Raw genomic sequence first — 13,346 nt, 5'->3', positions numbered from 1 at the left:
TTCGAGGGGGTTCTTTCTATTTATGCCCTGGGTCAGGGACGCAAATCTTCTATCTCGGCGTCTCTGCGCAGTGTAGCGAAATACTCGGCAAAGAACTGTTCCTGCTTTGCCCGAACAAGGTTCGGTTGCACTCCGGCTTTTACCTCCTTCAAATTGATATCCTCAGCCATCACCCGTTTGTCAAGCCTGACAATGGCATATCCCCCCATTGCCTTGACTGGCCCTGAGAGCTTTCCGGCTTTCATTGCGGAAATCGCCTCCACCAGCGGCCGGTCAACTCCGTAACCGGGAATGAAACCGTCTGTCCAGCGGATATCGTCCGCCTTGACAACCGTGAACTCCTTGTTGGCAGCGGCAAGCGATTCAAGGGAAACTCCGGGCTTTACCAGAAGTGTAGCGAGCTTTTTCTCGAGCGCCAGCTCTCTCTTTTCACGAACCAGTTCGGCAGTGATGACTTTCTTCAAGGTTTCGTCGAGCTGACGGAATCCGGTGTCGTTCTTTCCGGTCAGACGCATGACGTAAAAACCCTTATCGGTTTCAATGACGTCGGAAAGATCCCCTTCGGATGCCTTGAAGGCGAAGGCGATGATCTTTTCGTTATAACCGACAGGTCCGACAGGGGTGTGTTTGCCGAACTCCCCTGTTCTGGCGATGCGAAGTTTTTCGGAAGTGGCGCTCTTGTCAAATCCCTGATCCTTCGCCTGCATCTGAAATGCCGTGGCAAGACGCCTGGCGCTGTCAACCGTTTCCGTTGATGGCCGTATCAGCCTGACAACTTCGGAGCATACCAGTGTATTCTGATCGAAACCGGAGACCTTGATAACATGCAGGCCGAATTTCGTCTGTACCGGCTTGGTCAGGGTCCCGGGACGGGTGCTGAACACGGCTTCGGAAAATTCAGGAACAACACTCTTGCGGCCGAACCATCCGAGATCGCCGCCCTTTGCCGCGCTGCCGGGATCCTGTGAGTACTCCCTTGCCAGGGCCTCAAAGGAAACTCCCTCCTGGAGCTTCTTATAGATCGTCATCATACGAGCCCTTACATTCGAAACCTCATCCCGGCTTGCAGGGTTGAAACGGAGCAGTATATGCGACGCCCTGGCAACCGGTTCGCCGGTTACGACCTTCTTGACCTTCAGCATCCGGTAATAGCCGTTATCGGCAACCGGCCCGATAAGCGCACCCGGTTTGGCATTCTCCGGACTGAAAACAACCGCCCCTGCAGCCGGTGAGAAATCCGCACGGCTGAACGGCACATCGATGCCTGTGGGTCGGTCGCTCTGAACCCTAACGTAATCGCTGTCGTTCTGCGTTGCAGTGAACTCCTTGCGCATGGCTTCAAGTTCGTTGCGCACCACGGCACTGTCTTTCGAAGAGGGAACAAGCGGAAAAAATACATAGTCGGCTTTTCTGGACGGCGGCTGCTTGAGCTGCGCCTTGTGCCCGTCGTAGTACTTCTGTATCTCCTCGGCCTTTACCGGAAAGTTGCTCTCAGCACCTGCAAAGCTCAAGGGAACCGGGATAAAGGAGGCGGAAAACCTGGTGTACTCACGTTTGACAACGGCATCGAGTTCCCGATCGGTAACCTGCACCATGGTCTGCAGCGCACGGATAAGCTTGTTGACCTTCAGTTCACGGCGAACGATATCTTCGATCTGGAGCCACATCTCCTTGTTTTTCGGATCACGGCGGGCAGCATCCAGCTTCTGGCGGTCAATCACTCCGGTGGCGGGATTAACGAAATTCTGCCGGATGATCATGGGAGGATTGTCGCCATCGAGTGCGGCAACAATCTCGCTGTCATCTACGGTAATACCGAACTTTTCAAACTGCTCCTCAAGCAATGTCTGATCGATGGCGATCTTCCATGCCTGCTCCTGAAGCCCAAGCTCAACTTCAGGGGTTATCTCGGCCCCGGGATTGTTTCTCCGGAAATTTTCGGAAAACTCCTTGTAAATCTCTTCATAGCGAGCTTTCGACACCTCTTTTCCGTTCACCTTTCCGGCTGCACTACCCTGTTTTCCTGAAAAACCGGTAAAGTTCATTCCCCACTCGAAAACAATCAACGCGAGAAATGCCGCCAGTAGCGTGTACAGAATAATATGCGTCTTATCCCGCATGCTGGACATTAAAGCCATAACACATCACCTCTTTAATAATATTAATGAAATATCCGATCTTACTTCCTTCGATTACCCCCCTTTCACGAGCGAATTGTACCGTAAATTAGCAGAGAAGCATTTCAATTCCAACCCTCCCTGCCGATCAGCGGCACAAAAGCGAAATGGTGAAACATCTCCTTTTCAAACCGGTCGCCCGAGCGCCGGTAAACGGTCATCTGCTGCATATCCTGCCGCCCGACAGGAATAACCAGGCAACCGTTCGGGGAAAGCTGCCCGAGAAGATGCTGCGGACAGTCCGGAGCTGCTGCCGTAACCATGATACCCTCGAAGGGCGCCTCCTCCTCCCACCCCAGCGAACCATCGCCGAGCCTGCACATAACCAAAATGTCGAGAGCCCTGAAAAGCTTTACCGCCCGCTCGTACAATTCGGGAATACGCTCCACCGAATAAACCCTGTAGCCGATCGCGTCGAGAACTGCCGCCTGATAGCCAGATCCCGTGCCGATTTCAAGCACCTTTGCCGGCGGTGCACATCGCTCCAGAAGCAGGGAGGTCATATAGGCAACCGTATAGGGCTGTGAAATGGTCTGCCCGTATCCTATCGGCCAAGCCGCATCCTCATATGCGTAATCCCGGCTTTCCTCATCAACAAAACGGTGCCGTTCAACACTCCCGATGGCTTCGAGAACCCGTTCGTCGATAATTCCTTTATGGCGGAGATCCCGAACCATCCCGCTCCGCCTTGCGGCCATCACCCTTTCGGATTCATTCATCGGGAACTCCTCCGGAAAAAGATCGTTATCCGTCGTTCCGAAAGTTTTATTTTCACCATTACCTTTACCTGCATCAACCAGGAACCGCTAATATTGCATCAAAATCCAGAAAAAACAATTCCCGAAGGTCAGTTCACCCTTGTCGGGGGTACGCAAAGACAGGGAACCTATCTGCTGTTCATACGGCTTGCAAAACGCGTTCACCTGACTTTCGGCAGCTTTCGGAAAGGAAAACCGCTGTTTCTGCAGGCCGGCTGCTATCTCTATCTCGGCTCGGCACTCGGCAAGGGAAACAACGCATTCCCGCTTGCCCGGCGCCTGATGCGGCATGCGTCAAGAACCGCCGAAAAAAAACCGCATGCCATACGAAAAGCTCTGCAGCGGCGGCTGCTGGAAAACGGCCTTGCTCCCGAAATACTGCCGACCGCTGCCGAAAAAAACACACACTGGCATATCGACTACCTGCTCGACCACCCGGAATCATGTATTTTCCACATCCTGATCATCCGAAGCGCCGAAAAACTCGAACCGGTTCTTGCCCGCCATCTCGAAGCGGCTCCCGAAACCTCGGTTCCCGCTGCACGGCTCGGAGCGCAGGACACGAAAAACAGCACCCATCTGCTCTACTGCACCGATGCCGGCCCACTGCTCGCAAGGCTCCTCCGGGAACTGCCCGATATGGGCGTAACCGCCCCCTCCAGAGAAAGCTACTCCTGACGACCCATAAGCGCCTCGACAAACTTTGCACGGTCGAAAAGCTGCAGGTCGTCGATTTTTTCTCCTACGCCTATGTATTTCACCGGCAACTTCAGTTCCCGGGAAATGGAGAGCACGATACCACCCTTGGCGGTGCCATCAAGTTTGGTAAGCACCAGACCGGTCACATTGACGAATTTCGTAAACTCCCTTGCCTGCTGAACGGCATTCTGGCCGGTTGTGCCATCGAGCACAAGCAGTACTTCATGAGGTGCGGTAGGCACCTTCTTTCTGGCAACCCGCATGATTTTGGCGAGCTCCTCCATGAGATGGCTCTTGTTGTGCAGACGGCCTGCGGTATCGACAAGCACCACATCGGTATTGTGTGCTACGGCGGAACTGACCGCATCGAAAACTACCGATGCAGGATCGGCACCCTGTCCCTGGCCGATGAGCGGAACGCCCGCCCGGTCAGCCCATACTTTCAACTGTTCATATGCTGCGGCCCTGAAGGTATCGGCTGCAGCGATAATGACCTTCTTGCCTGCCTTGTCGTAGTTGCGGGCAAGCTTGGCGACACTGGTGGTCTTGCCGGCACCGTTCACGCCGACCACAAGAATCACATAAGGACTTGCAGGAAGCGGCGCATCGAAATCAAGCGGATGTGCGCTGTCGGTATCGAGAAGCATCTGCTGAATCTCTTCCATCACCATCCCGTTCAGCTCCGCTTCCGAACGGTAGGTCTCCTTTTTTGCCCGCTCGGTTATCGCTTCGACGATGCCGAGAGTGGTTTCAACTCCGACATCGGCAGCAACAAGAATGGTTTCAAGCTCCTCAAGAAACTCCTCGTCAATTTCGGTTTTACCCTGCGTGATGACGGAAAGTTTTTCACGAAACGTATCCCTTGTCTTGGTGAGTCCCTCTTTAAGTCGCGATATTTTGAAATTGTCGAAAAAACCCATGGTAAGCGGAAAATTTTCTATGTTCCCCTAAAGCGGCCGAATCTCTGCACGCCGCTCCATTACAGGGCAAAAAACGGAATCAAACTACAGGGCGCCGCTCCTGCTTCTCCGCAAGAGCGATTCTCTACCAATGTACGTAAAAATATGCCTTACAAAGCCATCTCGGATATCGGCGAGTTCGGGCTGATCAGCCGGCTCTCGAAACTTGTCGAGCCAACCCTCGCCGAAGCCCCCTCCCTGCTGAAAGGAATAGGTGATGACTGCGCCGTCTACCGCCTTTCGGAAACCCTGATGCAGGTAGCGACAACCGACCTTCTTGCCGAAGAGGTGCATTTCGATCTGCTCTTCACGCCGCTCCGGCATCTCGGCAGTAAATGTATCAGCGTCAACGTATCGGATATCTGCGCCATGAACGCACTGCCGACCTATGCTCTGGTCTCCCTTGCCATACCGCCCTCTTTTTCCGTCGAAATGCTCGAAGAACTCTATCGGGGCATGAGTCATGCAGCGTCCGGCTACGGTCTGGCCATTGCCGGAGGCGATACCTCTTCATCCCGTTCCGGACTGGTGATCACCATCTCCATGACCGGTGAGACGACGAAAGAACGGCTCACCATGCGCAGTGGAGCAAAACCGGGAGATTTGATCTGCGTAACAGGCTCGCTCGGAGGAGCTGCCGCAGGGCTGAAAATGCTTATGCGGGAAAAAAACATCATGCTCGACCATCTGTCGAACAACGAACCCTACAGCAAAAGCCTCATGGCCGACCTGCAGGAATACAGCGATGCCATCCGCTGTCAGATTCTGCCGGCTGCCCGGCTCGACACGATCCGTTTTTTTCACGCTTCAGGAGTGACGCCGAGCGCGATGATCGACATTTCCGACGGCATCAGCTCCGATCTCGGGCATCTGTGCCGATGTTCGGATACCGGAGCGCTTATTCATGAAAGAGCCATACCCGTCAACACCCAGGCACGGGAAATAGCCGATGAACTGCAGGAAGATGCTCTTGCCTGGGCACTTTCGGGAGGCGAGGACTACGAGTTGCTCTTTACCCTGCCGCAGGAACAGGCCGCTCTCGCCGCCGGCAACCGGGATATTTCGGTTATCGGGAAAATGACGGAAAAAGAGAAAGGGATCCTGCTCTCTGATATCTACGGAATGACCATCTGCCTCGACGATCTCGGCGGTTACGACCACTTCAGAAAGTGACGCCCGTACCACGTCATTCGACGGATCACGAACATAAAACAACAGCGGAAACCGGAATTTCCCGGCCATGGATTTAAGCGACCCGATTATTTTGTTAAAAACAGGGAAGATAGTAAATTGACTTCCCTGCTATGCATTTTACGGATGCCGAAGTGGCGGAACTGGTAGACGCCCAGGACTTAAAATCCTGTGTTCAGCAATGGACGTGCGGGTTCGATTCCCGCCTTCGGCACCACAATCCACACTCTTTACCCTCTGAGCCTTGCCCATTATCCCGGATATTGACTACCTTTGAAGGGGCAGTGTGCCCACGTCCCCGGTGTATCTGCGTTTTTTCGCAAACAAAAATCTTACCGCCATGAGTGCCGATCTCACCAAGGTCATCCTCGACGAACACGAATTACCAAGACAGTGGTACAACATCCAGGCAGATCTTCCTTCGCCCATGCCGCCGCCCCTTGGCATGAACGGCCTGCCGATTTCGCCTGACGATCTCGCCAGAGTGTTTCCGATGAACCTGATCGAGCAGGAAATGAGCTCAGAGCGGTGGATAGACATTCCCGAAGAGGTGCTCGGCATCCTGAAGCTCTGGCGACCATCTCCGCTCTACCGGGCAAAAAGGCTTGAAAAAGCCCTTGGCACGCCAGCGAAAATCTACTACAAAAACGAAGGAGTATCACCTGCCGGCAGCCACAAGCCAAACACGGCTGTTGCGCAAGCCTGGTATAACCGGGAATTCGGCATCAAATACCTTACCACCGAAACCGGAGCAGGCCAGTGGGGCAGCGCCCTCGCCATGAGCTGCAAACTGATCGGCATTGAATGCAAGGTGTTCATGGTGCGCATCAGTTTCGACCAGAAGCCGTTCCGAAAGATCATGATGAAAACCTGGGGGGCGGAGTGCATCGCCAGCCCGAGCACCCAGACCGCTGCAGGACGCAGAATTCTTGAGGAAATGCCCGATACGCCCGGAAGCCTCGGCATAGCCATCAGTGAAGCTATCGAGCAGGCCGTCGAACGAGATGATACCCGCTATGCGCTCGGCAGCGTACTGAACCATGTAATGCTGCACCAGACCATCATCGGGCTTGAAGCGAAAAAGCAGTTCGATAAAATCGGACTCTATCCGGATGTCGTGATCGGGTGCGCCGGAGGCGGATCGAATTTTGCCGGCATAAGCTTTCCGTTCATCTGCGATAAAATCCACGGACGGGAGGTGCAGATAATCGCTACCGAACCGGAGGCCTGCCCTACCCTCACCAGAGGACCTTACATATACGATACCGGCGACGTAGCGAAAATGACGCCGCTTCTTCCCATGCACAGTCTGGGACACCGTTTCATTCCCCCGGCTATTCATGCCGGTGGTCTGCGCTACCACGGCATGGCGCCGCTGGTGAGCCATGTCAAACAGTTGGGTCTTATAGAAGCCACTGCACTGCCGCAAAGCGAGTGCTATGAAGCGGCGCTGCTTTTTGCCCATACCGAAGGGTTCATTCCCGCACCTGAAACATCTCATGCCATCGCCCAGACAATCCGTGAAGCGAAAAAGGCGAAGGAGGAGGGAAAGGAGAAGGTGATACTCATGAACTGGTCCGGCCACGGACTGATGGACCTTCAGGGGTATGACGCCTTCATGTCAGGAAAACTCTCCGATTACGCGCTGCCCGAAGAACTGCTCGAGCAGTCGCTCCACGCCGTAAAAGATCATCCGAAGCCGCCGGAACTGTAAAAAACAAGGCACCCCCGAAAACCGGGGGTGCCCTGCAAATAACCATACCGCACCATCAGGCGATCATTTCCCTTCAGGCGGCGTCACCTCGACCATTCCGGTAGGCTCCTGAGCATGCCCTTCTATAAAACGCAGCTCCTTTTCGGCTTCGTCGTATATGATCCTGATCAGACTGCCTTCGGGAAAACGACCCTTGAGCATCTCTTCGGCAAGAGGATCCTCCACATACTTCTGTAACGCCCTTTTGAGCGGACGGGCTCCATACTTCTGGTCGTAACCCTTATCGACAAGAAACTCCTTGGCTTTTTCGTCGATTTCCACATCGATACCCATCTCGCGGAGCCGCTTGAAGAGCTTGCCTGCAGTGATGTCGATAATCTTGAAAATATGCTGTTTTTCAAGCTGATGGAATACCACGATATCGTCGATGCGGTTCAGAAACTCCGGGTTGAACACCCTCTTGAGCGCATCCTCGATGGTGGACTTCATGGCCTTGTAACTGCCCGCGGTATCATCCGGAGGAGAGAAGCCCATGCCCGCGCCCGCTCCGATGTTCTTGATATCCTTCGCCCCGATATTCGAGGTCATGATGATGATGGTGTTGCGGAAGTCAACCTTGCGGCCGAGACCATCTGTCAGAATGCCTTCATCGAGCACCTGAAGAAGAATATTGAAGACGTCGGGATGCGCCTTCTCGATTTCATCGATCAGCACCACCGAGTAGGGTTTGCGCCGTACCTTCTCGGTCAGCTGGCCGCCCTCTTCGTAACCGACATAGCCGGGAGGCGCGCCGACAAGACGGCTGACGGAGAACTTCTCCATGTACTCGCTCATGTCGGCCCTGATGAGAGCATCTTCACTGTCGAAAATGTAGCGGGTCAACGCCTTGGCAAGTTCGGTCTTGCCGACGCCGGTCGGGCCGAGGAAAATAAAGGATCCGATCGGGCGCGAAGGGTCCTTGAGACCTGCGCGGGTACGCTGGATGGCCTTGGTGATTTTTTTGATGGCCTCGTCCTGGCCGATAACCTCTTTCATGAGGTCTGCCTCCATGGAGAGCAGCTTCTTGGATTCCGACTGGGCGAGCTTGACCACCGGAATGCCGGTCATCATGGCGATCACCGAGGTGATATCGGTTTCGGTTACGTCATAGACGCTTTCTGAAGCACGCTCCTCCCACTCCTGTTTGGCCTGATCGAGCGCTTCGAGAAGGTTCTTCTCCTTGTCGCGAAGCCTCGCTGCTTCCTCGAAATTCTGCATCTTCACCACCTGATTCTTCTCGGTCTTGATCTCCTCGATCGACTTCTCAAGTTCGAGAATCTCCTGGGGGACATGAATGTTGCTCAGGTGAACCCTTGCTCCGGCCTCATCCATAACGTCAATGGCCTTGTCGGGCAGGAACCGGTCGGTAATGTAGCGCTCCGAAAGCTTGACGGCCTTTTCGATGGAGTCTTCGGAGTACTGCACATGATGGTGCGACTCGTACTTCGACTTGATGTTGTTGAGAATCTGGATGGTTTCGTCAACCGAAGCGGGCTCAACCATTATTTTCTGGAAACGGCGGTCAAGCGCCCCGTCCTTTTCGATGTACTGCCGATACTCGTCGAGCGTGGTGGCCCCGATACACTGCAATTCGCCTCGGGCGAGGGCCGGCTTGAAGATATTGCTCGCGTCGAGCGAACCCGAAGCTCCGCCCGCACCTATAATGGTATGCAACTCGTCGATAAAGAGAATGACATCGCGCGAACGCTCGAGCTCATTCATAAGCGCTTTCATGCGCTCTTCGAACTGCCCGCGATATTTGGTGCCGGCAACAAGCGCTGCAAGATCGAGGGCCACAACCCGCTTGTCGTAGAGTACTCGCGAAACCTTGCGCTGCACGATCTTGAGCGCCAGACCTTCGGCTATCGCGGTCTTTCCTACACCTGGTTCGCCGATCAGCACCGGATTGTTCTTCTTGCGACGACTGAGCACCTGCGCAACCCGCTCGATCTCTTTTTCACGCCCGATAATAGGATCGAGCTTATCCTCAAGGGCAAGGCGTGTAATATCACGCCCGAAATTGTCGAGAACCGGCGTTTTTGTGCGCTCACCTCGTTTTGGATCGCCTTTTCTCGGCGCCCGCTCGGCAGATCCTGAAGAGTAGGAGCTTTCAAGCGGCGGCTCGTCAGAATCGCTTTTTCCTGTGGTGATGCTGATCAATTCGTCCCTTACCATATCGTAGGTCACTCCGAACTGTTCGAGAATCTGGGCAGCGATATTGTCGTCGCCCTTGAGAATCGAAAGCAGGAGATGCTCGGTGCCGATAACGTTCGATTTACAGATTTTAGCTTCCAGATAGGTTATCTTCAACACCTTTTCAGCCTGCTTGGTAAGCGGTACATTGCCCATCTGGGCTGCCGGCACTTTGGGATGTGTACTCTCCTCTATTTTCTGTTTCAGGCGAAGCAGGTCGATTTTAAGGTTTTTCAGAATCCGGGCGGCAATACCCTCACCTTCCCGGATGAGGCCAAGCAGAAGATGCTCGGTGCCGATATAATCGTGACCCAGTCTCAGCGCCTCTTCGCGGCTCAACCGGATAACATCCTGTACTCTATTCGAAAAATTTCCTTCCATTTCTTTTTCCGTGGTAATAAGATTGTTCTACAACCCTGTAAAATTCACTTTCTCTGAACGGTTTCCGATATACATCATGGCATCTTTATTTCATTGTCGTGAACGGTTCGAGCGCACGGCGGACAGAGCAGAGAAACCGGATCGTACACCAGGTACATGGGGAATTCGAACATCGTCCGACCCTGCAATCGGGTCGTAAAACAAGCAAATATTGATGACCATCATTAAACCTGAATTAATTATATAAATATCAGGCCTAAAACCAATGACCGTTAATGCAAAACAGCATCCCGCCATTAAAGGTTTCTGACGTATAGAGTACTGCAATGAACGTTCACCATATCCTTATTGACGACCGGAACCCGGAACATTGCGAACTGTCGATCTGCCGTTCCGGCACCGTCAACAGAATCCGGCTTCAGGACCCCGACTACAGCATCTACGCATCGCTGGACATCGATGCCCACGACTATGCGGCTCTCTTTCACTACCGCGTCATCGAAGCATGCAATGCCCTGCCCTTTCTCTCCGAATCGTCAAACGGCCTTGACAGCTGGGACGAAGCGTTCCTGCACAGGAGCAACCTTCGCCGGCTTGCGGCTATCCTGTCGGATGCCGCCGGAAAGATCGACCTGCAAAAAAGCGAAACCATAGTGCTCGGATGGCAGGATCAGCCGGTTGCCGTCGCCTACCTGCGCAGGATCGATCCGCAGAAAACGCTCGACTTCCTCGAAAAGCTGCTGCTGTTCGTCAATGAAAGCGAAAAGGAAGAGTGCGATCTGGAGTTTATCCTGTAAAGGAGCGAAGAAAGGTGGCCATCCGGTAATGATAGTACCCATCCATGCTCTCCTTCGACTAACGCCGCCCCATGAGAAATTCCGGAAAATCCCGTGTCTCTCCCCAGTAAAGATGTACATAGGAGGCGAAGGTGTTCATGGTGCGGAAGAGCGCCGTGGAACATCTCTCATCGCCTGCATCGCTAACGGTGGCGATGTTCTGCAGCTCTCCCTGACGGTCGATCCGGGAGTAATGAAATTCATGTCCCCGAAGCTCTTGAGGATATAAACCCTCGAGATGCACCTTGCGGTAGCCGAGGGTCAGACGGGCCCCCTGCATGGTAGTGTCGAGGTCCAGCACGCCGCACATCGGGTGCGGAGTACCGTCGGCCGTCCTGAGTGATCCTCCGAGATACATCATACCCCCGCACTCGGCATAGGCCGCCCTGCCCTCGGCGCAGTATGCGGCAATCGCCTCGCGCATGGCCCGGTTGGCGGCAAGCCTCTGCACATAAAGCTCCGGATAACCCCCTGCAAGATAGAGCAGATCGGCTTTCGGAAGACGGCGGTCCTCCATCGGGCTGAAATAGACAATCTCTCCGTGATCTTTCAGAACGGAAAGATTCTCCGCATAGAGAAAGTTGAACGCCTCGTCCCTGGCGACGGCAATGACACTTCGGGTTTCGCAGAAGCTCCTTTCACGGCAAGCGTAAGCTTCGGAAACCTGTGGAAGCTCTTTTCCGGCAAGCGCCAGAAGCCGGTCAACGGCAACGGTTTTTTCGACATGAGCAGCCATCGCCTCGATAACCGCTTCCCGGTCGTAACCCTGAGAAGTATTGAGCCCGAGATGCCGTTCACTGATGGCAATATCCTCGTTCCGCGGCACATAGCCCAGCGGTTCAACGCCTGCATCCAGAGCCGCAGCCTCCAGAAAACGGTAGTGCGACCGGGTATTTACCTGGTTGAAAATAACGCCTGCAAGCCGCAAGCCGGGTTCAAAGGTACGAAAACCGTGAAGCAGAGGAGCTGCCGAATAAGCCATGCTTTTAGCGTTGACCACCATGATGACCGCAATATCGAGCAGTCCTGCTATTTCGGCGCTGCTGCCCCTGGCCTTTTCAGCCCCGTCAAATAGCCCCATCACGCCCTCGACGACCGAAACGTCGGCATTGCAGCTGCAGCGCAGGAATAGATCGCGCACATGAGCCCCTGAAGACATGAAGGTATCGAGATTGATACCGTCGACCTTGCGCCCATCGAAGGATGCCGCAAGCGTATGCAGACGGGTATCGAGATAATCGGGACCGCACTTGAACGGCTGAACCCTTAAACCCCTCCGGGAAAGAATCCTCAGAAGGGCGAGCGTAAGGGTTGTTTTTCCGGAACCGCTCGATGGCGCTGCGAGAAGAAATGCCCTGTGAGTATCCATAATGCCTGTGACTTCAGTCAGCCCTCCGCTTTACGCACCGGGGTGCAGAAACGTGTAATTTAGCGCAGCGGCCAGTTTCCGGCTGCTGACAAGTTTGAAGGGCGAAGGCCCCTCGGCAGACACCGGCGAAGGAAGGGAAACTCCGGCGGTTTCAGCGGCACTGCTGTAATAATCGAGCTTCCGGGGGTGAAGGGGACTGCAGGCGTTGAACACCTCGCCCCACTGCTGCAGGCGGATGATTTCCGTCATGATCTGCACGCAATCATCCCGGTGAATCAGGTTCATCGGCTGATCTGGATAAGCGATTTCCGTCATCCGCCCGAAATATTTTTCAGGGCTGCGATCATAACCGACAAGACCTCCGAAACGGACAACGGTAGTCTGGAACCCGGGTTCCTGCAAGAGCATCTCTTCAGCATGCAGCAGCGCCTGTCCGGACGAAGACTCAGGATCGACCGCATCATCTTCGCTCACCTCACGGTTGAGCATCGGATAAACCGATGTGGAGCTCACAAAAAGCACCGAACGCACCGGTGACTGCCCGAGGGCGTCTATAAGCGACGAAATCTGCTGGATATGGAACTCCACGACATCGTCGCGACGCGGCGGCGGAATGTTCACCACCAGAATATCGCTCTGCAGGAAATCGGTAAGGTCCTCCCCCTCCATTTCAGGATCGAGCCTCACCAGAAAGGGTTCGATGCCGGAATCACGAAGCAGGTCGAGCTTCTCCTCTCTTGTGGTCGAACCCTTCAGGCAGTAACCTTTTGCAACAAGCGCCTTTGCCAGCGGAAGACCGAGCCAGCCGCATCCGAGAACAGAAATGGTTTCCTTTTGCATTGTTCGGGTTTTGATGTATGGGCATAGCAGCTATCAATGAATATGACCCCAAAATAGCCAATTCCCCGTCGAAATCAGAAAACAGCCGGACAGGGTTTTCCGGAAACAAAAATATTTGCAGACTCGCTGAGGGTATGTACATTGGGAGTGGGCATTATGCCCTTCTATTCAGCAACGATAACAACTGAGG

Annotated in this window: 10 protein-coding genes and 1 tRNA gene; 5 read left to right on the top strand and 6 right to left on the bottom strand. The window is 54.2% G+C overall.

Annotated elements, in window-relative coordinates:
* Positions 1 to 32: 32 nt before the first annotated feature.
* Both K9G39_RS10250 and K9G39_RS10245 read right to left on the bottom strand, forming a co-directional pair.
* Positions 33 to 2,138, bottom strand: coding sequence for a peptidylprolyl isomerase (locus K9G39_RS10250; RefSeq protein WP_292004828.1), 2,106 nt, complete (start codon positions 2,136 to 2,138; stop codon positions 33 to 35).
* Between the two features lie 104 nt (positions 2,139 to 2,242).
* Positions 2,243 to 2,896 carry a protein-L-isoaspartate(D-aspartate) O-methyltransferase gene (locus K9G39_RS10245; protein WP_292004827.1) on the bottom strand — a complete coding sequence of 218 codons (654 nt, stop codon included), beginning with the start codon at positions 2,894 to 2,896 and terminating at the stop codon, positions 2,243 to 2,245.
* A gap of 93 nt (positions 2,897 to 2,989) precedes the next feature.
* Here K9G39_RS10245 and K9G39_RS10240 point away from each other — a divergent pair, with 93 nt between their 5' ends.
* A complete protein-coding gene (locus K9G39_RS10240) occupies positions 2,990 to 3,613 on the top strand; it encodes a GIY-YIG nuclease family protein (RefSeq protein WP_292004826.1) in 624 nt (207 codons plus the stop codon).
* Here the strand turns inward: K9G39_RS10240 and ftsY are convergent.
* A complete protein-coding gene (gene ftsY, locus K9G39_RS10235) occupies positions 3,604 to 4,554 on the bottom strand; it encodes a signal recognition particle-docking protein FtsY (protein WP_292004825.1) in 951 nt (316 codons plus the stop codon). The two genes, K9G39_RS10240 and ftsY, sit on opposite strands and share 10 nt — an antisense overlap.
* Before the next feature lie 144 nt (positions 4,555 to 4,698).
* On the opposite strand from ftsY, the gene thiL reads away from it, so the two are divergent.
* The 3 genes from thiL to K9G39_RS10220 all read left to right on the top strand — a co-directional run bounded on the left by thiL (position 4,699) and on the right by K9G39_RS10220 (position 7,498).
* Complete coding sequence (thiL, locus tag K9G39_RS10230; RefSeq protein WP_292004824.1) at positions 4,699 to 5,766, top strand: thiamine-phosphate kinase; 1,068 nt, start codon at positions 4,699 to 4,701, stop codon at positions 5,764 to 5,766.
* A 146-nt stretch (positions 5,767 to 5,912) separates the two neighbouring features.
* A tRNA-Leu gene (locus K9G39_RS10225) sits at positions 5,913 to 6,001 on the top strand.
* Between the two features lie 123 nt (positions 6,002 to 6,124).
* On the top strand, positions 6,125 to 7,498 hold the full coding sequence (locus K9G39_RS10220; protein ID WP_292004823.1) for a TrpB-like pyridoxal phosphate-dependent enzyme: 1,374 nt from the start codon (positions 6,125 to 6,127) through the stop codon (positions 7,496 to 7,498).
* Between the two features lie 63 nt (positions 7,499 to 7,561).
* Here K9G39_RS10220 and K9G39_RS10215 read toward each other — a convergent pair whose 3' ends face one another.
* A complete protein-coding gene (locus K9G39_RS10215) occupies positions 7,562 to 10,111 on the bottom strand; it encodes an ATP-dependent Clp protease ATP-binding subunit (RefSeq protein WP_292004822.1) in 2,550 nt (849 codons plus the stop codon).
* 326 nt (positions 10,112 to 10,437) lie between these two features.
* On the opposite strand from K9G39_RS10215, the gene K9G39_RS10210 reads away from it, so the two are divergent.
* Positions 10,438 to 10,908, top strand: a complete 471-nt coding sequence (locus K9G39_RS10210) for a hypothetical protein (RefSeq protein ID WP_292004821.1) — start codon at positions 10,438 to 10,440, stop codon at positions 10,906 to 10,908.
* Between the two features lie 58 nt (positions 10,909 to 10,966).
* On the opposite strand, the gene K9G39_RS10205 is transcribed toward K9G39_RS10210, so the two are convergent.
* Positions 10,967 to 12,316 carry a cobyrinate a,c-diamide synthase gene (locus K9G39_RS10205; RefSeq protein WP_292004820.1) on the bottom strand — a complete coding sequence of 450 codons (1,350 nt, stop codon included), beginning with the start codon at positions 12,314 to 12,316 and terminating at the stop codon, positions 10,967 to 10,969.
* Between the two features lie 30 nt (positions 12,317 to 12,346).
* Positions 12,347 to 13,156 (bottom strand): SDR family oxidoreductase, encoded by an 810-nt coding sequence (locus tag K9G39_RS10200; protein ID WP_292004819.1) that lies wholly within the window; start codon positions 13,154 to 13,156, stop codon positions 12,347 to 12,349.
* Positions 13,157 to 13,346 lie beyond the last annotated feature (190 nt).

It is taken from the genome of Chlorobium sp. (genome assembly GCF_021740465.1).
Classification (GTDB): Bacteria; Bacteroidota; Chlorobiia; order Chlorobiales; family Chlorobiaceae; genus Chlorobium.
This window is presented reverse-complemented; position numbering and strand designations above follow the sequence as displayed.